Source organism: Faecalicoccus sp. LCP19S3_E2 (assembly GCF_052121255.1).
Classification (GTDB): domain Bacteria; phylum Bacillota_I; class Bacilli_A; order Erysipelotrichales; family Erysipelotrichaceae; genus Faecalicoccus.
Genome location: NZ_JBQKEP010000003.1, coordinates 176,180 through 197,029, shown reverse-complemented (window position 1 = coordinate 197,029; position 20,850 = coordinate 176,180). Strand labels below are relative to the sequence as shown.

Below are 20,850 nucleotides of genomic sequence, written 5' to 3'. Positions count from 1 at the left end.
GAAAGGAAAACTTTATGAAAATTCAGTCTGTGTTACGTGCGATCCGCAAAGCGGATCAAGACTTTGGTTTGATAGAAGACAACGATAAGATTTGTGTGGCCCTCAGCGGTGGAAAAGACAGCATGTTGTTGTTTGTCGCCTTATCGATGTATCAAAAATTTGCCCCTCATCCCTTTTCACTTTGCGGAATTCATGTTGATGTAGGTTTTGAAGACTTTGAGCATGAAAAGATGAAGGATTTTGCCAAGCAGTATAATCTTGATCTTCATATCGAAAAGACAAAGATTTTTGATATTCTTAAATTACATCCCAACAATAAAGGAAAGATTCAATGCTCCCTTTGTTCAACATTAAAAAAAGGCGTATTGTTCGATAAGGCCAAAGAGCTTGGCTGCAATAAAATTGCCTTGGGACATCATGGTGATGATGCGATTGAAACCTTATTGTTGAATATGGTACACGGCTCAAAGATTGCCACTTTTCAACCAAAACAGTATATGTCACGAATGGATATGTTTATGATTCGACCGATGATCTATTTAAAAGAACAGGAAATCATTGATATTTGTAAAAATAATGAAATTCCGGCTGTACGGCGAGTCTGTCCTAATGATGGAGTGACCCAACGTCAGGAAATGAAAGAACTGCTCCATCAATTTTATCGAAAATATCCACAGGCACAGGATAACTTCCTGCATGCCTTATCCAACTTAGAGCAAGTTTCTTTATGGGAAAAAGACAAAACCGGCAGCTAGCCGGTTTTCTTATTGTTGTTCATCACAGAAATACGTAGCTTCCATATCCGCCGTACTCAAGGCAAAGGCCAATGGAAAATGCTCAAAGGTATAGCCGACATTTTTAGCCGGATCGTCATTGGAAAAGCCCATATGATATCGAATCGCAAAGGCTTCTTCCCGGGACAGTTTCATAAATGGCGTGATCATATATACGCTTTTTTCACCATGACCGTAAGGCATCTTGTCATCAAATTCATAGAAAGGAACCTGTACCCATTCCCCATTGACTTTTTTATTGCGAACGCTTTCTTTATAGACATTGATCTTGCAGACATCATGAAGCAAGCTGACAATCGCAATCGATTCATCACTATACTCCATACCATAAACGTCTTTGACCCGGTTTCGGCTTAAATAATCTTTTAAACAGCTAAATACGTGCAGGCTATGATCGACCAGGCCGCCGGGATAATTGCCATGAAAGCGAGTACTGGCCGGCGCTGTGAAAAAATCAGATTTTGCGCTGCATAAATAGTCTAAAAACTCTTGGGATCCATCCCGTTGAATATATTTTTTATAAGTTTCAATAAATTCTTCTTTTCTATTCATAACACTCATCTTTTCTATCAAACAATACTTTATGTATGCCCCATATCGTAGCTGCTCCAAAGCCAATCCAGGATACGAACTGCAGGATGGCTAAGATACAAAAATAGGGATCGATCATCATACAGGTAAAAATTTCACTCATGAATATACCTTCTTTCTATGATTTCAGTATAAATCATAATTCGACATCATTTATGTCATATAGTCCCCTGTATTTAATCTATCCCTTGTTTTATAAAAAAGTCCCAAGGAGCTGAGATCTTTCCCTGTGTGTACAGGTGGGTGACCTGTGTTAAGTCTTAGGATCCCCACTCGTAGCGGGTCTTCAACACAAAATAACAACGTCCGGTCTCCCTTATCTCAAAGTGTAGGAAAAATGCGTTGTCCTTGGGCAGTTTCATCATAGCCGACTTTGACAAATAAAGCAAGTCTTGACATTTTAGAATAGCTATGTTTATTCCTTTTTTGCCGACAAAAATGATTGTTTTTATAGTTGAACTACCAAGTGAATCGAATATACATTTCATTCTTAAGGAAACGGATTTTGTAAAAATCAAAAACAATCGTTTATCTTATATATGCAATAACATTTGCTCTACAAGAAATAAACAATAAAAGGACACTTACCATGCATTTCATGGTTGTGTCCCTGAATTGAAAATTAGTCTTCGACTTTCTCTTTTTCTGTAATCTGAATGTGCAACTCTTTTAACTGTGCCCGATCAACCGGTGTCGGTGCTTTGGACATCGGACATTTTGCATTGGCATTTTTCGGGAATGCGATAACATCACGAATCGAATCACTTTCTGTTAAAATCATGGCAATACGATCCAAACCAAAGGCCAATCCTCCATGTGGTGGTGTACCATATTGGAAGGCATCGATAAAGAAGCCGAATTTATCTTTGATCTGTTGATCACTAAAGCCTAACAACTCAAAGATTTTCTCCTGCAGCTTATTATCGTAGATACGAAGACTTCCTCCGCCCAATTCATATCCATTTAAAACGATATCATACGCATTGGCACGAACCGCTTCAATATCGGTATCCAGTAAGGAAATATCTTCTTCCATTGGCTGTGTAAATGGATGATGAAGTGCCTGATAACGCCCTAACTCTTCTGAATATTCAAACATTGGAAATTCCGTAACCCACAAGAATGAAAATTCATTCTTTTTCTTTAATCCAAGCTGTATACCAATTTCATTACGCAGGGCACCAAGAACATTACAAGTTCTAGACCATGTATCACTAACGATAAATACACAATCCTGATCCTTTAGATTTAAAGTTTCGTATAATGCTTTTACTTCGTCATCTGATAAGAATTTACGAGCCGAACCGGTCAAATCCTGATCCACGGCCTTTAAGACTACAAGCCCTTTGGCTCCGTTCTTTTTCGCAAGGTTAGTAAAGGCATCGATTTGTTTTCTGGTGATATGGGCAAAATCTGGTATAACAATGGCTTTGATACTTCCTTTGGCTTCGACAACTGATTTAAAGACACCAAATTCTGTATGTTCAAAAATAGATGTGATTTCCTGTAATTCCAATCCAAATCGATTGTCTGGTTTATCGCTACCATAACGATTCATTGCCTCTTTATAAGTCAGACGTAGGAATGGCGTTTCAATATCCAAGCCTTTGACTTCCTTCATCAGCTTCTTCATCATTTCTTCCATCATGGTCAAAATTTCGTTTTCGGTTAAGAAGCTGGTTTCAATATCAACCTGTGTAAAGTCGGTCTGACGATCGGCTCTTAAATCTTCATCACGAAAACAACGCGCAAACTGATAATAGCGCTCAAAGCCACTGATCATTAAAAGCTGTTTATAAAGCTGCGGTGATTGTGGTAATGCATAGAAGCTTCCCGGATGTACGCGGCTTGGCACTAAATAGTCACGAGCTCCTTCCGGTGTACTTTTTCCAAGCATTGGTGTTTCGATTTCAATAAAGGCATGGTTGTCTAAGTAATCACGCATACTTCGTGTAATCTGATGACGCATCATCAATTTCTTTTGCATAATCGGACGTCTTAGATCCAAATAACGATACTCTAAGCGTGTATCTTCTAAAGCATCGGTTTCGTCGGCAATGATCAAAGGCGTCGTTTTTGCCTCATTGACAACCGTTACTTGATCAACCTGCACTTCAATATCTCCGGTAGCCAAATCCGGATTCTTATCCTTTCGTTCTACGACCGTTCCGGAAACCGATAATACATATTCGTTACGCACATTTTTTAAAGTCTCACTGAATGTTTCATCAAAAAGCAGTTGGCAAATTCCACTGCGATCCCGCAAATCGATAAAATTTAACTGTCCGAAGTTTCTTTTTTTAGAAACCCATCCGACTAAATCCACGTGCTGACCAACATGGCTTAGTCGAAGTTCTCCGTTTGAATGTGTTCGTTTCATTCCTCTTCCTCCTGATGATGATGTTCATGTTCTTCTTCCATGTGGGCATCCACATAGCCAATCAACGCTTCACGTGCAATTGTTTCCTGCGTTTTCTCTTTCAGGTTTTTGATCGTGATTGTCTGATCCTGTGCTTCCTTATTTCCCAACAACAAAGCAAATTGTGCATGACTTCGATCCGCTGCCTTAAACTGCCCCTTAAAACCACGTCCTAACATATCCATTTCACATCGATATCCATAGGCTCTTAGCTCTGTTAGGGCTTTAAAAGCATACGTTCTGGCCTCTTCATCCAGACACATCACAAAGACATCTAGATCCGGTTTTTGGCCTAGTTCGATTCCTTCTGCTTCCAAAGCAATCAATAGACGTTCCATTCCCAAGGCCCATCCGATACCGCTCATGGCTTCCGGTCCGCCAAAATATGGAATTAAACCATCATAGCGGCCACCGGCCAAAACAGTGGATTGTGCGCCCATTTCTTTATTTAAAGAAACGATCTCAAATACGGTGTGTGTATAGTAGTCTAAACCACGTACCAGCTGATCATCAATTTCATAGGGAATCTCCAGTTCATCCAACAATGAACAAACTGTATCAAAATAAGTCTTACTTTCCTCGTTTAAGTAATCTTTCATTTTTGGTACATGTTTCATGCACTCTTTGTCTTTATCCACCTTACAGTCTAAAATACGCAAAGGATTTTGTTCATAACGACGTTTACAATCCGAGCATAATTCCTCTTTGTAGGGTGCAAAATAATCTTTTAATGCCTGTCGGTAATTAGCTCTGGAATCATCATCGCCTAAAGTATTCAAACAAACCTTTAAGTCCTGTAAGCCTAAAGCCTTTAAAATAGAAAATGCCAAAGCAATGGTTTCTACATCCGTATAAGGACTTTTATTTCCCAGACATTCTACGCCAAACTGATTAAAGATACGAAGTCTTCCCTTTTGCGGGCGTTCATGTCTTGCCATTGGGCCCATATAATATAACTTAACAGGAAGATCCGGATTGGCATACATCTTATTTTCGACAAAGGAACGAACGACACCGGCAGTTCCTTCCGGACGAATCGTTAACGAAGTTTTTGAGTTCTCCAGTTTGAAGGTGTACATTTCCTTATTGACCATATCACTGGAATCATTTTCTCTTTTAAATACATTCGTGTGTTCAAAAATTGGTGTACGAATCTCATCATAGTTATACAAATAACAGAATTCTCTTAATGTTCTCTCTAAGCTTTGCCAGGCATAGCTTTGTTCAGGAAGAATATCCTGACATCCTCTTGGTATCTGGTACGACATAGTTTCACCTTTCTTTCTATAAAATAAAAAACGCCCTTATATAAGGACGTTTTCACGCGGTACCACCTTACTTCATACACAAAGTGTATGCACTTATGTCTTAACGCGACCAACGATCAGCTTTTCACTGATTTCTCCAAAGTGTCCCATCTGTAACCCATCCGATCTTTTCACCAGCCAGATCTTCTCTACATCTGTTTTACAGATTTCTCTTCTTCAACGAATTAGTTTAAATTATCTACATTATGATATACGTTCTGTACATCATCTACATCATCCAACAATGTCACAAGGCGTTTGAACAAATCCAAATCTTCTCCTTCTAAAGAAACTGTTTCGTTTGGAACCATCTTATTTTCCAGGACTTCAAACTTAACACCCGGAATCAATTCTTCCACAGCTTCTTTGGCATCATCCAACTGTGTCGGATCAACTGTAATTGTCATATATCCATCTTCAATTTCAATTTCTTTTAGATCGATATCTTTACTGATCAGACAATCCATCATTGCTTCTTCATCATCGTACTGAATTACGATAACACCTAAATGTTCATACCCAAAGCTTACAGATCCACCAACGCCTAATTTCGCATGGCTTTTGTTGAAGCAGGCACGAAGGTTTGCAATCGTACGATTAGGATTATCCGTCAAACAATCAATGATAATGGTACTTCCGCCACCGGAACCAAAGCCTTCATAACGGGCGCTCGAATAGTTTTCATCGGCACTGGATTTAGCCTTATCGATCGCACGTTTGATAACATCAGCCGGAACGTTATTCGCTTTTGCACGTTCAATGGCTTTCTTTAAAGTCTGGTTCATATCCGGGTTTGGATCCCCGTTTTTGGCAGCTACCAAAATTTCTTTTGAATATCTTGAATAGATCTTAGCTTTCTGGTTCGCTGTTTTCTGCATGGCAGCAGCACGAACTTCAAAATGTCTTCCCATAGTTTTTTTTCACCTCAAATACCTTTCTAGTATAGCCTAAAGACTTTTAATTTTCAATTGTCTCATATCGTTCAATGATCTTTTGTACAAGCGGATGTCGCACAACATCATCCGCACTCATCTGTACAAAGGCAATACGATCGATTCCCTTTAAGATTTGTGTAGCCTGTACAAGTCCCGACTGCTCTTTTCGAATCAAATCGATCTGTGTGACATCTCCGTTGATGATCATTTGTGCATTTTGACCCATACGCGTCAAAAACATCTTCATCTGTGCCTGTGTCGTATTTTGTGCTTCATCTAAGATTACGACAGCTTTATTCAATGTTCGTCCACGCATAAAGGCCAATGGCGCCACTTCGATGACTTGTTTTTCCATGAATCGTTCTACGGTTTCCACACCTAACATATCATATAAAGCATCGTATAAAGGACGAAGATACGGATCGACCTTATCCTTCATATCCCCTGGCAAGAAACCAAGTGATTCTCCGGCTTCTACGGCAGGTCTAGTCAGAATAATCTTTTCCACTTCTTCTTTCTTGAGCTGCATAACCGCATAACAGACCGCCAGATAGGTTTTACCGGTACCGGCCACACCGGAAGCAAAAATAATATCGTTATGAGTAAACGCATCACATAAGATAGCCTGTCCTAAAGTCTTTGGATAGATCAACTTACCGGACTTGGTCTTCGCGATCGGCTGTAAATGACTGAGATCAAATTGATCTAGCTGATGATTCTTTGCCAAACGACAAAGATAGTTTACATCTTGTTCATTTAACTTATGCTTGGATTCGATTAAATCAAAACAGGTAGAAACTACTTGTTGAATCTCATCAAATTGTTCTGAATCAAACTTGAGCTGCTGATCTCGAAGGATAAAGTCCGTTTTAAAAGCTTTACGGAGCACCTGCAGGTGTACATCCTGATTTCCTACAAAGATCTGTATTGCGTTTACATCATAATTTGATAAATCGATCGTTTTAAATGCCATATGCTTCTCCTAATATAAAAAAATCTGCATAATGCAGATTCTTATTTTCCTCTACGTGCTTTACGTGCAGCTTCAGATTTTAACTTTCTGCGCACACCTGGTTTTACGTAAAATTCTCTTTTTCGGGCCTCAGCAAGGGTGCCGTTTCGAGATACCTGACGCTTGAATCTTCTTAATGCATCATCAAGCTGTTCGTTCTCTTTAAGAACTACCTTTGGCATTTGATAACCTCCCTTCCTGAGCAACAACCAAAGGAATTATAGCAAACTCCCTTTTTCATTTCAACTGTTTTATAAAAACTTTAGGTACATAAAGTGCATAAAATAAAAGCAAAGACGGCAGAATACATCCTGCCATCTTCACTTTTAAAGTCCTTTTCGTTTTACAATCCAAAGCGCAATCAACATGACAACACTGGTTATGGCCAGAACGATCATAGAAGTGCCGTCAAAGGATTCACCGGTTGGCGTAGAACCCTTTGATTTCGAATCGGATGTAATTTGTGTATTCGTAGCAATAAATCCATCTTCCATGTTTCCGGTAATCTTAGATGTATAACCTGGTTGTTCTTCCTCTTCGATTTCATAGGATATCGCATGTCCATCCTTTACATCATACATCACAAGATCTTTGAATTCATATTGCCAGCCACATTCTTGAGTCAACCTGACAGTCTGTACCCTTTGGCCATCTTGTTTTAAGTAAATCGTGGCTGATTTTCCTTCCTGCCCAATCCATTTTTTAGATACGGTAATATTTCTTTTTGACACGTTTGTGTTTGTCAGTACAAATCCACTTACCATATCACCTTCTATGGATACAGTATAATTTGGCAATTCCTTTTCTTGTATAGAATAACTGATTTCATGACCATCCTCTGAATCATATTGACTTAAACCATCAAACACAACTTTCCATTCATTCTCCTCACTTAATGTCAGAGATTGACCCGTATCTTTTCCATCGGCATATAAAGCAACCATGACCTGGTCAGCTTTTGGACCGATCCATCTCTTTTCGACTGAAATCGAGCGCGTCTTCATGTTTGTATTTGTCACAACATAACCATCTGTTGTTTGTTTGATATCTGAAGAATAGTCGGCAATCGGTATTTCTTTGATCGCATACTGTATTTCATGACCATCTTTAGAGTCATATTTTGTAAGATCGTTAAAAGCACCTTTCCAATGATTCCATTCATTTAGTGTCAATTTCCGATCCGTTTCAATTCCATCTTTAACCAGAAGGATATCCACCTTGGAAGCTGCCGGTCCAATCCACTTTTTCTCTACCGGGACATTTACCGCTTCCGTATTCGTGTTCGTAACGGTAAAGCCATCCTTCATATTTCCTTCGACTTTGGAATCATAATCAGGCAGTTGTGTTTCTTCGATCGTATATACATAGGCATGCCCATCGTTATGATCGTATTTCGCAAGATCTGTGAAAGATCCCTGCCATTGATCTTGTTTGCTTAGTACCAGGGTTTGATTTGTTTTCTTGCCATCCTGATACAGTGTAAATGTAGCCTTGGCCTGAGCCGGTCCGATCCATTGTTTCTTAACGGAAACCGAAAGTGTTTCTATATTCGTATTGACGATACGATAACCCGATTTTGCATCACCTGTGATTTCAGACTGATAGCCATCGATTGGTGTTTCTTTGATCGCATACATAATTTTATGTCCATCGTTGGAATCATAGACCGGAAGATCCGTGAATGTAGAGGTCCATTGATTCGATTCTGATAAAACCAGGGATGCGATCTGATCAATTCCGTCTTTATAAAGGTTGACCTCGGCCTGTTTTCCTTCAGGACCGATCCAAGATTTTTCCACCGGAATATCCACTGTTTCCGTATTTGTGTTGGTAATCACAAAACCGGTATTCATATTTCCGGTAATCTTTGATACATAACCATCCAGATTAACCTCAGAGATTGTATATGATATAGGCTGTCCGTTTTCATCATACTGTTCCAAATTGGTAAAGGTGTACTGCCAATGATTGGATGCAGACAATTCTATCGAATCGACTTTTTGATCTCCATTCATCAAATCTACCGTTACCGAGTCCGCTGCTTTTCCGATCCATTGTTTTGTGATGCCGACAGATACTTTTCCGGTAATAGTATTTGTGATTGTAAAGCCCGTATCCTGCGTACCCGTAATCAAACTTTTATAGCCAGGAACATCTGCTTCCTTTAAAGAATACACATACCGATGTCCATCGGATGGATCAAATTCCAAAAGATTATTAAAACTTGACTTCCATTCCTGATCTTTGGTCAAAGTTAATACTTGCCCCGTTTCCTGTTCATCACGCAGCAAAGAGACTTCAATTGAATCTAAGGCCGGCCCAACCCATACTTTTTGAACCGGGATAGAGATCGCATGCACATTCGTATTCGTCACTACAAATCCATTTAGTGCATCGCCTGTGATCTTGGATGTATAGTCTTTAACAGCTGTTTCCTTGATTTTATAGTCAATCAGGTGACCATCTTTTTCATCGTATTTCGGTAAATTCTCAAAGGAATCTTTCCATTCATTCTGTGCATTCAGCACCAAAGTATTTTCTGTATCTTCTTCATCTTTGACCAATGTAATGTCAACAGAATCTGTCATAGGCCCAATCCAATGTTTCTCGACCGGAATACTTACCGTTTCTGTATTAGTATTCGTAACCGTAAAGCCATCTTCCATAGACCCCGTAATTTTAGAAGTATAGTTTTCAACCGGCGCTTCCTGAATCGTATATTCAATCTTATGACCATCCGTAGCATCATATTTTGCCAGATTATCAAAAGAAGCTTTCCAGCCATTTTCTTGATTCAAAGTCAGTGTTTGTTCGGTTAGTGCTCCATCTTTTACAAGAGTTATCTGTGCCTGTGACTGTACCGGACCAATCCACGACTTGGTAACCGAAATGGATAAAGTCTCTGTATTCGTATTTGTCAGGACAAATCCATTATCCATGTCACCGGTCATTTGTAAAGAATAGTCGGAAATTTCATTTTCTTGAACCGTATATACAATTTCATGACCATCCGTTGGATCGTATTTGATCAAATCCTCGAACGAAGACTTCCATTCATTTGCTTCCTGTAAGGTCAATGTTTGATCCGTTGGCGTTCCATCTTTGATAAGTGTGACCTGTACAGAGTCCTGTTTTGGCCCTATCCACGTTTTAGAAACCGAAACATCCCGTTTCTCTGTATTTGTATTCGTAATGACAAAACCACTTTCCATATCACCACGGATGGATGAAGAATAGTTTTTCCCGGCATCCTCTTGAATAGAATAGGCGATAGGATTTCCGTTTTTATCATTGACCGGCAAATTTTCAACACTTGTTTTCCAATCATCGACTGCCTTTAAGACGACCGTTTGACCTGTATCCTTCTCGTTAGCCAATATATGAATCGTGACTTCCTGCGTATTTTGCGGTCCGATCCATTCTTTTTGAAGGTGCATAGTAGTTCTCGGCACATCATTTTGAATCAAAATTTTCTGTACATCCGTATCGTTGATCGGTGGTTTGACCGTAAAATAGGTTTTCGTATCTGTTTTCACATAACCCGATGGTGCCTTTGTTTCCTGTAGATAATATTCTTTCCCCACTAATAGATTCGGGAAGGTGGCAATACCATCATGATTTGTTACCACATACGACAAAATCAGCTTATCCGATCCGTTTTCTCCGGTACCTTCTTCGTATAGATTAAAAGTGGCCCCAAATAATTTATACGAATCATCTTCCATGTTGACTTTTTCTACCAATACATCTCGTTTTGGATACGTTACCTGCACTTCGGTTCGCAAGGCTTCCATAAAAGATGTTCCCTCATTCAAAGTATACGCAAAGGAGTTATACGCCTTGTCTCCATCCTGAATCTTAGGATCATTGACAATCTGATTGTGCGTAACGATATACGCATTTTCTCCCACCGGTATCGTTTGTCCTTTCTTTAGGACAGCCTTGATCATCGTGACCTTGCTCATATCATCAACCGAACTGGACCAGTTGGCCTTATAGTTTTCCTGTGTGGTTTGTTTAACCGGATCCGTTGAATAATAATAATCAAATTTACTATTGTCCTCTATGGAAAGAAGTGGCGTTGTAAATGAAGAACCACGAGCCGGATACTCACCGGCATCGTTATGAACGATCGCATGATCCCCCTTATCCGGTAAGATATCAAGAATCTCCAGCTGATCGATCGGTGCATTGGAGTTATTCTTTAGTACCCAGCGATAATCAATTTGATCCCCAATCGTTGCCTTGCTGCCAAGAGAGGAAGCATATTTGGAATCCGGTTCCGAAGTCAGCTTTACTTCCTTGATTGCCGATAATACTTTCGGCGGATAGATCTTAAAGGTAGAAGCGTTGAAATTTGTAAAGCGAGTATTATCATCCGGTCGATTGTTGGCATCTTTTAAAATCGTACTCCACACCCCACTTGGTGAAGAATCTTGTAGAATCCCATATTGATTACCGTTAGGATCTACACCAATCTTATTATTATCATAAGACATACAAGAATATATGGTATAGTTTCCAATATCCAGTCGAGTCGTGACGGTAAAGTCCAAATAGAGCCAATTATCCGTATCTCGACTCAACGATCCATCTAGCTTAGGAATCGTTATGGATTTTGGCTTGGCGATAACTAAATTCATGCCATCTCTATATCCACGAATGACTTCGATACTTTCAAAAGTATTTGTATTTTTTATGGGTTCTAGTCCATCCGGGACTAAATAATAAACATTTAAATTTTTCGGCTCTGTTGCTTCAGAAAAATTTCCGATTCTAGAATGCCTATACCTCTCACTTGTAGAAATTGTATCGTTGGTAAAAAACTGGCTTCCATTTGTGATAGATAGTCTATTATATCTGATAATTTTTTCTATTTGCATGCGAATAAAATCAGTGGTCCAGGCATATTGACGAGTATCCTCTTGGGAAGTAAGCTCGGTATCACCGGCAAACTTATAGTATCTGGTTGTAATCGAGGTATTCGCATACTCAGTGGTGTCTCCCAACAATGCCTCTTGGTGTGCATCGATTTTTTCTTTTAAGGTTTGGTAGGTAGATTCTTTTACACGGCCAATGACATCCGAATAAATGGCATACTTGCAGCGTTCGATTTGATCTTTTCCTTTTAAGGTCACTCCGCCATTGGGATAAACAAATTCTACTTTTGTATAATTCTCTGTGTTTGAAAGTGTCTGCCAGTCTTCACCATCAAAAGAATCATTATAGGAACGATCTATATGGATCGGTACATGATCACTGATCAGCACCTTTTGTCCGGATGAAGTAATTCCATACGCTTTTGTTCCAGTTAATTGTTCCTTCATCCATTTCGCATCCTCCTCATTTAAACCTATCACCATTAAACGAATTTGATGCGGTTCTACATAAGGACTAATATCCACCCTGGAATCTCTGATGGTCAATTCGCGAATACTTTCATCTTCTCTATTGGCATTTGATAAAGACCAGACATTGATATTTTTTAAAGTATAGCGCATACGATGTGTATACAAATAATCCTTATTATAGGAAATAGTCGTATACTTATAAGTAAAATCTATTGGATAAGTTGACCCATCAATTGGTTGATAATCTTTATCAATGATTTTTTCATATTTCGCAATATCCCAGCTAGGCGAGGCACCTTGTGGTTTGGGTATTTCTTTTAAGACATAATAAGGTTTACTGTAGTAACCAGTATTTGGTCCTAAATCATTTTGGACGATACCATCGACAACCGGCTGTATACTAAAATCGACTCTAAATTCTTTTGACTTGTTGGAGGCATCATAACTGGATAAATCAATGCCTCCCAGATCCAAGGTAATTGTTCGATAATATGTATTATATCTTCTTAGAGTATAATCATAGCCATCATTAAACTTATCTCTAGGAATATCTCTATAATATCGATTTGTTTCTGGCTCATACGTCCAGCCCGTATTTTCTTTCACCTTGGTTCCTTCGGGAATCTTCGCATATAGGCGTCTATCTCGTGGATCATTTTTATTCGAATTAACACTGTAGTAATAAGCTATAAAATCCACATACGTACCTTCTTTAATCACAAAATCAGAATCCACTTCTTTAATCAATTGTGTTGCTTCATAATCTTTCTTTTGTAAAGTTTCGATTGTGGCCTTTGCCTTAATGATCTGGGTACTGTCCTGTGTCAATTTTTTACCATCTTTATTAAAGAACTGTTGGGTGATTGTATGTTGTGAATTATTGATAACTTGTCCCGGTAAAAGATTTACACGAATAGGTGTTCCTCCATTGTAGCCGCCATATAAAGTCTTATACGTTAAGATGATCTGATAATCGGTATCTGTTTCTTTGATTTCCAGACTCTTAAAATTGTCAAAGGACGTGGAAACTTCACTTTCTCTTGGTTTTTGAAACGATGCCTTTGGTAAGGAGACAATGGTATAAGCGCCTTCGGGTACCACGGTATTGTTTCCGGATATAGAAATGTTGTCATAGACTGTTATGATTTCACCACCATAATAAGCATCACTGGTACCGGGCGCTAAATTGATGGAAGAATCATAAAGATCTGTAGATGTAGAGGGATCCTCCGTTTCTTCTGCCGGCTGTTCTTCCGGCGTAACTACAGTTTCCGGCTGGATAGTCTCGCTTGTTTCTGTAAGAGATACTATCAAAGCGTAAATACTGAAAGAAGAACTTTCAAATGTAATTAGTTTTTTATTGGTATCGAACGTTGCAAGTTCTTTTTTTTCAGGCTTGGCATTTTTATCTGGCAAATGATACAAAGTGGCTTTTGTATCTTTGGATAGATCCAGATTTTGCAGGGTAATGGATATCTTTTGTTTCGGTTCTATATGATGTAAGTTCTCAGTATAAAAATCAAAATCAAGCGCGATTATCTCTTCCTTTTTGATGGTTTCATCCTGTGCATGTAGAAGATCATAAATCGTATCGACATCTACTTTTTGGATATCCACTTGTATCCCCCGTGGAAATGCACCTTCTGGTGCATTTACTTTTACCGTTGGTCCATCTTTCATATCGATGGACTTTTCAAAAGAAGGAAATTGTTCTTGTTCAACTGGTTCTTCTGCGGTGGTTTGTGGTATTGAAACTTCATGATTTTGACTCGGCTCATTGATCACCGGTTCTTCTAGTGCTGGCTCTTCTGGAACAATTGTTTCTTCAACCGGTTCTTCGATGGATTTGTCAACATCCGATGGATTGTCTATAGGAATCTTTTCTTCCTGTGCCCATACGTTAAACCCCGGACTGGTGATTGTATTACAGGCCAGTAGTACAGTTGTCAAAAATGTAGTGGATAATTTCTTAAAACGTTTCATACTCTTTCTCCCTTTAATGAATATTTTTATATTATGGTCAATAAAATATTGAATAATCCTATTTACATAGTAGCATACATATGCATATAAGCCTATATATTTAATAGGAACAATAATAAAAAGTCATTCGTGGGAATGACTTTGTTGTTTATTCTTTTGTATAGCCTGCTTGCGCAAGACATTCTCTGGCGCAGTTATTGTCGCCTGTCCATGGAACACGTCCTTCTGTATGATACATAAAAGGTTCATCCCCTTTACCTAAGATTAATATCACATCCCCATCGGATGCGTTATCAATGGCCTGGCGAATCGCTTCATAGCGGTCTTCGACAAATACACTTGGGGTATCTTGAATTCCCTCTTTAATTTGACAGGCGATGTCTTTAGGATTTTCATCTCTTGGATCATCTTCGGTCAAAATGATCAAGTCGGCATATTGATCGGCCAGTTCTCCAAAGACCTTACGTTTGGCAATATCACGCTTTCCGGCGGATCCAAAGACACTGATGACACGATGTTCATTGGCAATATGTCTTCCATATCGTAACATTTGTTCCATGCCATCGGGTGTATGAGCAAAGTCAACGATCACATGAAACGGCTGGCCGCAATCGATCTGCTCCATACGACCTTCAATTTGTGGAATCGAAGCACATGCCTGCAAGATGATCGCCAGATCCATACCGGTCTGATGTAAAGCCGCAATACAGGCTAATAAGTTATAGACATTGTACATCGCAACAAGACTGCTCTTTACATGATAAATCTTTTCCTGATACACAAGATCAAAAGTTGTGGATTCTGGATCAATACGAACATTGATCGCCCGATAATCACATTCCTTCTCCACACCATATGTAACAACTCTGGCTTTGGATAAAGACTTTAAATCTTCAAACTTATCATCATCGACATTTAATACGGACACACCGTTTTCTTTAACTAAATCTTTGAACAAAATAGATTTGGCATTAAAGTAACTGTCCATGGTGCCATGAAAATCTAAATGATCATAAGTAAAGTTAGTAAAGATTGCCACATCAAAACGAATCGCATCGACACGATGTTGTGCTAAACCATGCGAGCTGACTTCCAGGGCGCAAGATTTTATACCGGCTCTTACCATATCGCTGAGCTTCTTTTGAAGAAACAGGGCATCCGGTGTCGTCAGATCCGGTGCTAAGCGTACCTTTCCATATTCAATCGCAATCGTTCCGATATAGCCACAAGGCTCTTTTAGCTCACGAATATATTTGATGATATTGGCACATGTACTTTTTCCGTTGGTGCCGGTGATTCCATACATTGTCATTTTATCAGAAGGCTTGGCATAGAAAATTCGGGCACACTGATTCATGGCTAAAACGACATCTTCTACACGAATATAGACAGCACCTTCCAGTTTGTTTTCGATCTCTTTGGAATGAACGATACCAATTGCCCCTTTTTCTACAGCCTGGGCAATAAAATCATGTCCATCATAAGTCATTCCCGGAAGGCAAAAATACAGATCTCCTTTTTGCACCTTACGTGAATCAAAACATAAACCTGTGACATTAACGGTCGGTGCATTTTTAAAAAGCTTGCTTAGTCGCATAACGATCCTTCTTTCTTTAACACAATATAAGTATGATCCTTGATTTCATCCCACGTTACATGAATACGTGAGGCAGGAGGAACATCACTATAAATCTTAACGGGATGATATTGTTGGCAATAGCCATGATACACACCATCCTGGTCTTGTTTTTCAATTAAGACTTCTAAATTGGTAAAGCGCTCCATATCATTTTGACGAAGTTTGTTGGAAAGTGCTAATAGTTTATTGACTCTTTCTTTAACGATTGAGCCATGCACTTCCCCTTTCATCCTGCTGGCAGCGGTGCCGTTGCGCTTAGAGTATGGAAAAACGTGTAAGAAAGAAAAAGCACAATCTTCAAGATTTTTATGCGTTGTTTCAAACTCTTCTTCACTTTCCTGTACAAAGCCGACAATCACATCAGTAGAGATGGAAATATCAGGTATTTCTTTTCGTATATGATCCAATCGTTGTTGAAATTCTTCGATCGTGTAAGGACGATTCATACGCTGTAAAGTTTCGTTACAACCAGACTGAATCGGAATATGCAAATGATGACAGATTCTTGTGGTCTGTTTCATCAATTCAATCAGTTTATCATCAACTTCGGTAATTTCAATACTTGAAATTCGGTATTGAACCCGTTCATTTGTTTTTTCTAGTAATTCTTTTAACAGTTTAGCCAGTGTAGTATCCCCATCCTGATAACGACCGGTATGAATTCCCGTCAAAACGATTTCATAATGTCCTTTATCAGATAAAGACTGCGCAATTTCAATGACCTTTTCTTTTGATAAAGAACGTTGTCGTCCTCTGGCATATGGAATTGCACAATAGCTGCAGAACTGATTACAACCATCTTCGATCTTTAAAAAAGCACGGTGTTTGGATTCATAAACATGGATCGGCATTTCTTCAAACGATGTAAAGTCGCGAATATCTTCCACCAGATCCTTACGAACATGATCCTTTAATAATTCTTCGATACGCTGCACCAGCTCATTTTTATGATTGGCGCCGATGATCAAATCCACATCCAGATTTTCTCTTTCCGTTTGATTGGCATGCTGAACATAGCAGCCAACCACAACAATCAAGGCATTAGGATGTGACTTCTTTAAAGAATGTATCTTTTGTCGAGATTTGGCTGCCGCCGTATTTGTTACCGTGCACGTATTGATAATACAAACATCACATGGATCAGTAGATTCTACCAATTGATGACCATGTTTTTCCAGCTGTTCTTTATAATAATTGGATTCATAGCTGTTGACCTTACAGCCTAGTGTCGTAATACTGAATCGCACTACTTTTCCTCCTTTGATAAAGCGTGTTGATAATCAATGCAGGATAGCGCATAAATCGCTGCCGTTTCAGCACGCAAAATTCTTTTTCCCAAGGTAACCGGAATAAAGTGATCATCCTGTAAGATTTCGATCTCATTGACATCGAATCCACCTTCCGGACCGATTACGATGGTAACCGATTTAGGGTCTTCTTTTAAATACGATGCCAAATGCATCGATGCTTCATTTTGTTTTTCATAGCAGACCAGATTGCATTTTCCCTGATAGTTATGCAGGGTTTCAATGCTTTGGATGGGTTCTAACTGCACTAAATCGTTGCGATTACATTGTTTGCAGGCATCCAACAGGATCTGCTGCCAGCGCTCATACTTCTTTTCCTTTTTCTTTTCATCCAGTCTGATGATGGAAAAACGACTGTCAAAAGGAACAATGCGGCTGACGCCCAACTCACATGCCTTTTGTAGCATAACTTCAAAACAATCCTGCTTGATTAGTGCACAACAAAGCGTAATGTGATGCAAGGTAGCAGGTACTTCGATCTCATCCGTGATATATAAATATGGCTTTTGTAACGGCTTGGCTAAAAAGGCACCGCCCTGCTTACTGATTACGCGTACTGTTTCTTTTTGTTCGATACGCAATACATCAAATAAATGATGCGCCTGTTTGGTATCTAAAAGAACCTTGGAGTGTAATTGACAAGCCTCTTCTACAAATACTTGTTTCATTTTGTTTCTCCCTGATTGGCCAGATACAAAAGTTTTTTGACTTCATATGGCTTTAACTGCCGAATCTCACCCGGCTTTAGGGCATCCGCTTCGATAAAACCAAAGCGTTTTCGATGTAAACGACGCACCTCATGCCCCAACATTGCCATCATATTTTTGACCTGATGATTTTTTCCTTCTGTGATCGTCAGTTCAAAACGACAACGTTCTCTTGTCGGATCGGTTTCCAACATATAGACTTTTGCCGGAAGAAAAGTTTCCTTACCATCACTTAACCCCTTACGCAGCTTACGAATATCGTCTTCACTTAAGATTCCCTGCAGATTTACGATATACGTCTTTGGCAAATGATAACGAGGATGGATCATCTTATTGGTAAAATCGCCATCGTTTGTCAATAATAAGACACCACTGGTATCATAATCAAGTCTTCCTACCGGATACACTCTTTGATCAATGTGAATATAATCCAATACGGTTTTTCGATTATGTTCATCTTTGCTTGTACAAACACAGCCTTTAGGCTTGTTCATCACATAATATACTTTTTCTTCACGCACTAATGCCTGTCCGTTGATTGTGATCGTATCGTTAGGCTTTACTTTGCTTCCTAAGATATCGACAACTTTTCCGTTTACCTTGACTTTTCCCTGAATGATATATTCTTCGGCTTTTCGTCTTGAACAAAAACCAGACTGGGCAATGGCTTTTTGTAATCGTTCCATCATAGTTCCTCCTCATGAAACAACTCTTGTTCTTCCTGTGGCTTTGGAAGCTCCGGAAGTTCCTTGATCGTCTCTAATTGAAATGTATCTAAAAAAGTATCGGTCACCTGATACAGCAAAGGCTTTCCTACGACATCCAATCGATCTTTGGCTTCAATCAAACCTCGGGCCTGCAGCTTCTTTAACATCATCTCACAGTTGACCCCGCGAATCTCTTCGATTTCCACACGTGTGACCGGCTGTTTATAGGCAATGATCGCAAGGGTTTCAATGGCAGCCTGTGAAAGTGTCGGATGTTGAATGTTTTCAAAAAGCTTTTGTCCAAATGGATACACAAAGTCTTTAGTGACAAATTTATATCGGCTGGCATATTCCACTAACTCAATTCCTTTTGAAGACGAGGCATATTCTTCTTTTAAAGAAAGAAGCGCATCCTGTACTTTCTGGCTTTCTTCAATTTGTAGGGCGTTTTGTATCTGGATCATGGAAAGTCCTTCCTCGCCACTTAAAAAAATCAAGCCTTCCACCAGTGCTTTTAAATCATGCATGAAGCTGCTCTCCTTTCTTGAGATAAATTTGATCCTCTTCATTGATTGTAAAATCCAACATTTTCTGATGAATCAAATCTAATATAGCTAAAAACGTGACAACGATCATATGCAGATTGGTACAGTCTGAACAAAGCTCTTCAAAAGTGATCGGATGATCGATCGTATTTAAAAAGCGCTGAATTTGTTCGAGTCGTTCTTCCACTGACAATTCCTTGATCGTTACTTTTGTCTCATAAGGCTGTAATAAGATCATGCGATGCATCACACGCTGCATAGCTTTGACCAGTTCATAAGGTGATTGTGTTGGAAGATTATCTATTTCGATAGGTTTTGCCCATGACTCGATCAAAGAAGCCGCCGGTCGTGAAAAATGCAGCTGTCTTTGTTCAAAAGAATCTTTTAAAGAAGCCGATACTTCTTTATAGCGCTGATATTCCAATAAACGTTCGACCAGTCTTTGTCTTTGTTGCTCTTCTTCATATTCTTCTTCCACGACCACTTCTTCACGCGGTAAGAGCTTACGACTCTTATATTCCAGTAAAGAAGCCAGTTCGCTTAAATATTCGCTGGCAATTTCCAAATGAAGATCTTTCATCTGATGGATAAAATCAATATATTGATTAGCTAAGACCAGCATGTCTAAGTCAAAAAGATCTAATTTATTCTCTTTGATCAGATGCAGCATCAGATCCAATGGACCTTCAAACTGATCGATCGTTACTTTAAATTCCACATTCACTCACCACATCACAGTATAACAAATTTTCAGACAACAAGAAAGTAGGACTAATGGATGTCAAAGACACCCTTTTATGATATGATGGTAAAGATTTTAGGGGGTGAACCCATGAAAAGAGCTTTGTGGTTTTTAATAGCAGCACTGATCATGGCATTGATCGTACAGCCAAATCTTTCAACTGTCCATGAGCCGGAGGTGCGTACACCAACCAACACAACAAGCAGCGCAAAGACAAATGATACGATCGACATGGGTATTTCCCACTCCAAAGCAACGATCTGTCTGGATGCCGGGGGTGGTGGTATCGATACCGGCTATACAAGCGGTGATCACACACCGGAAAAGGATATCAATTTACAAATTGTACAAAAAATAGGTAATTATCTTACACAGGCAGAATACAATGTCGTTTATACAAGAACGGATGATTCAACGATCGTTTCAGCCAATGAAGTCGATTCCAGCAAGCAGCGTATCCAGCTGGCTAAAGATCAAAATGCGCAGTATTTAATCAGCATTCATATGAGCGATGATGTCGATACGACCATTCATGGGTATTCTCTTTTTACCCATCCCAAGGAAGAATTGATCGATCTGTGCAATGCGATCAACGAAAAACTGATGTCCATCAACTATTCTCGCTTTAATGGTTTAGACAGCGATCACTATGAAAACTTTCCAATCCTGATGGATCAATCACTTTCTACGATCATGATCGAGCTGGGTTATTTAAGCAATATCGAGGATTATACCAACTTAACCAATGAAGACTATCAGGATCGAATTGCCCACTCGATTTGCGAGGCTATCTTAGCGCAAATTGACTGAA

Annotated in this window: 16 protein-coding genes and 1 other annotated feature; of the genes, 2 read left to right on the top strand and 14 right to left on the bottom strand. The window is 39.3% G+C overall.

What is annotated here, in order from left to right; genetic code table 11:
* The first annotated feature begins 14 nt into the window (after positions 1-14).
* Positions 15-755 (top strand): tRNA lysidine(34) synthetase, encoded by a 741-nt coding sequence (locus tag ACTQX6_RS04275; RefSeq protein WP_195221869.1) that lies wholly within the window; start codon positions 15-17, stop codon positions 753-755.
* Positions 756-764: 9 nt separating this feature from the next.
* On the opposite strand, the gene ACTQX6_RS04270 is transcribed toward ACTQX6_RS04275, so the two are convergent.
* The 14 genes from ACTQX6_RS04270 to ACTQX6_RS04205 all read right to left on the bottom strand — a co-directional run bounded on the left by ACTQX6_RS04270 (position 765) and on the right by ACTQX6_RS04205 (position 20,015).
* Positions 765-1,346, bottom strand: a complete 582-nt coding sequence (locus ACTQX6_RS04270) for a hydrolase (protein WP_117445332.1) — start codon at positions 1,344-1,346, stop codon at positions 765-767.
* Positions 1,339-1,488: a hypothetical protein gene (locus ACTQX6_RS04265; protein WP_168964523.1), complete on the bottom strand. Its 150-nt coding sequence runs from the start codon at positions 1,486-1,488 to the stop codon at positions 1,339-1,341. The genes ACTQX6_RS04270 and ACTQX6_RS04265 overlap by 8 nt, the downstream gene beginning before the upstream one ends.
* Positions 1,489-2,007: 519 nt before the next feature.
* Positions 2,008-3,765, bottom strand: a complete 1,758-nt coding sequence (gene aspS, locus ACTQX6_RS04260; RefSeq protein WP_294686889.1) for an aspartate--tRNA ligase — start codon at positions 3,763-3,765, stop codon at positions 2,008-2,010.
* A complete protein-coding gene (gene hisS, locus ACTQX6_RS04255; protein WP_117445330.1) occupies positions 3,762-5,072 on the bottom strand; it encodes a histidine--tRNA ligase in 1,311 nt (436 codons plus the stop codon). The genes aspS and hisS overlap by 4 nt, the downstream gene beginning before the upstream one ends.
* 39 nt (positions 5,073-5,111) lie before the next feature.
* Positions 5,112-5,301 (bottom strand) — a binding site (T-box leader).
* Positions 5,297-6,022 carry a YebC/PmpR family DNA-binding transcriptional regulator gene (locus ACTQX6_RS04250; protein ID WP_027968955.1) on the bottom strand — a complete coding sequence of 242 codons (726 nt, stop codon included), beginning with the start codon at positions 6,020-6,022 and terminating at the stop codon, positions 5,297-5,299. It overlaps the preceding feature by 5 nt.
* Before the next feature lie 46 nt (positions 6,023-6,068).
* Complete coding sequence (locus tag ACTQX6_RS04245) at positions 6,069-7,019, bottom strand: PhoH family protein (protein WP_294686891.1); 951 nt, start codon at positions 7,017-7,019, stop codon at positions 6,069-6,071.
* Positions 7,020-7,060: 41 nt separating this feature from the next.
* Positions 7,061-7,240: a 30S ribosomal protein S21 gene (gene rpsU, locus ACTQX6_RS04240; protein WP_016318853.1), complete on the bottom strand. Its 180-nt coding sequence runs from the start codon at positions 7,238-7,240 to the stop codon at positions 7,061-7,063.
* A gap of 144 nt (positions 7,241-7,384) precedes the next feature.
* Positions 7,385-14,392, bottom strand: a complete 7,008-nt coding sequence (locus tag ACTQX6_RS04235) for a Cna B-type domain-containing protein (RefSeq protein WP_294686897.1) — start codon at positions 14,390-14,392, stop codon at positions 7,385-7,387.
* A gap of 148 nt (positions 14,393-14,540) precedes the next feature.
* The gene (locus tag ACTQX6_RS04230) at positions 14,541-15,989 is read right to left on the bottom strand and encodes a UDP-N-acetylmuramoyl-L-alanyl-D-glutamate--2,6-diaminopimelate ligase (protein ID WP_294686899.1); all 1,449 of its coding nucleotides are present in this window, start codon (positions 15,987-15,989) and stop codon (positions 14,541-14,543) included.
* A complete protein-coding gene (gene mtaB / locus ACTQX6_RS04225) occupies positions 15,980-17,278 on the bottom strand; it encodes a tRNA (N(6)-L-threonylcarbamoyladenosine(37)-C(2))-methylthiotransferase MtaB (RefSeq protein WP_294686901.1) in 1,299 nt (432 codons plus the stop codon). The genes ACTQX6_RS04230 and mtaB overlap by 10 nt, the downstream gene beginning before the upstream one ends.
* A complete protein-coding gene (locus tag ACTQX6_RS04220; protein ID WP_117445324.1) occupies positions 17,278-18,006 on the bottom strand; it encodes an RsmE family RNA methyltransferase in 729 nt (242 codons plus the stop codon). The genes mtaB and ACTQX6_RS04220 overlap by 1 nt, the downstream gene beginning before the upstream one ends.
* The gene (locus tag ACTQX6_RS04215) at positions 18,003-18,731 is read right to left on the bottom strand and encodes a pseudouridine synthase (protein WP_117445323.1); all 729 of its coding nucleotides are present in this window, start codon (positions 18,729-18,731) and stop codon (positions 18,003-18,005) included. The genes ACTQX6_RS04220 and ACTQX6_RS04215 overlap by 4 nt, the downstream gene beginning before the upstream one ends.
* Positions 18,731-19,279, bottom strand: a complete 549-nt coding sequence (gene scpB / locus ACTQX6_RS04210; protein ID WP_117445322.1) for an SMC-Scp complex subunit ScpB — start codon at positions 19,277-19,279, stop codon at positions 18,731-18,733. Before scpB ends, ACTQX6_RS04215 begins: the two co-directional genes overlap by 1 nt.
* Complete coding sequence (locus ACTQX6_RS04205) at positions 19,272-20,015, bottom strand: segregation and condensation protein A (RefSeq protein ID WP_117445321.1); 744 nt, start codon at positions 20,013-20,015, stop codon at positions 19,272-19,274. The genes scpB and ACTQX6_RS04205 overlap by 8 nt, the downstream gene beginning before the upstream one ends.
* Before the next feature lie 114 nt (positions 20,016-20,129).
* Between ACTQX6_RS04205 and ACTQX6_RS04200 the strand changes: the two genes are divergently transcribed.
* Positions 20,130-20,849, top strand: a complete 720-nt coding sequence (locus ACTQX6_RS04200; RefSeq protein ID WP_272005416.1) for an N-acetylmuramoyl-L-alanine amidase family protein — start codon at positions 20,130-20,132, stop codon at positions 20,847-20,849.
* Position 20,850 lies beyond the last annotated feature (1 nt).

What these genes read in the sequence shown, in the direction of transcription:
- ACTQX6_RS04275 (WP_195221869.1), top strand. Translation starts at nt 15, where the DNA reads ATGAAAATTCAGTCTGTGTTACGTGCGATCCGCAAAGCGGATCAAGAC.
- ACTQX6_RS04270 (WP_117445332.1), bottom strand. Translation starts at nt 1,346, where the DNA reads ATGAATAGAAAAGAAGAATTTATTGAAACTTATAAAAAATATATTCAA.
- ACTQX6_RS04265 (WP_168964523.1), bottom strand. Translation starts at nt 1,488, where the DNA reads ATGAGTGAAATTTTTACCTGTATGATGATCGATCCCTATTTTTGTATC.
- aspS (WP_294686889.1), bottom strand. Translation starts at nt 3,765, where the DNA reads ATGAAACGAACACATTCAAACGGAGAACTTCGACTAAGCCATGTTGGT.
- hisS (WP_117445330.1), bottom strand. Translation starts at nt 5,072, where the DNA reads ATGTCGTACCAGATACCAAGAGGATGTCAGGATATTCTTCCTGAACAA.
- ACTQX6_RS04250 (WP_027968955.1), bottom strand. Translation starts at nt 6,022, where the DNA reads ATGGGAAGACATTTTGAAGTTCGTGCTGCTGCCATGCAGAAAACAGCG.
- ACTQX6_RS04245 (WP_294686891.1), bottom strand. Translation starts at nt 7,019, where the DNA reads ATGGCATTTAAAACGATCGATTTATCAAATTATGATGTAAACGCAATA.
- rpsU (WP_016318853.1), bottom strand. Translation starts at nt 7,240, where the DNA reads ATGCCAAAGGTAGTTCTTAAAGAGAACGAACAGCTTGATGATGCATTA.
- ACTQX6_RS04235 (WP_294686897.1), bottom strand. Translation starts at nt 14,392, where the DNA reads ATGAAACGTTTTAAGAAATTATCCACTACATTTTTGACAACTGTACTA.
- ACTQX6_RS04230 (WP_294686899.1), bottom strand. Translation starts at nt 15,989, where the DNA reads ATGCGACTAAGCAAGCTTTTTAAAAATGCACCGACCGTTAATGTCACA.
- ACTQX6_RS04220 (WP_117445324.1), bottom strand. Translation starts at nt 18,006, where the DNA reads ATGAAACAAGTATTTGTAGAAGAGGCTTGTCAATTACACTCCAAGGTT.
- ACTQX6_RS04215 (WP_117445323.1), bottom strand. Translation starts at nt 18,731, where the DNA reads ATGGAACGATTACAAAAAGCCATTGCCCAGTCTGGTTTTTGTTCAAGA.
- scpB (WP_117445322.1), bottom strand. Translation starts at nt 19,279, where the DNA reads ATGCATGATTTAAAAGCACTGGTGGAAGGCTTGATTTTTTTAAGTGGC.
- ACTQX6_RS04200 (WP_272005416.1), top strand. Translation starts at nt 20,130, where the DNA reads ATGAAAAGAGCTTTGTGGTTTTTAATAGCAGCACTGATCATGGCATTG.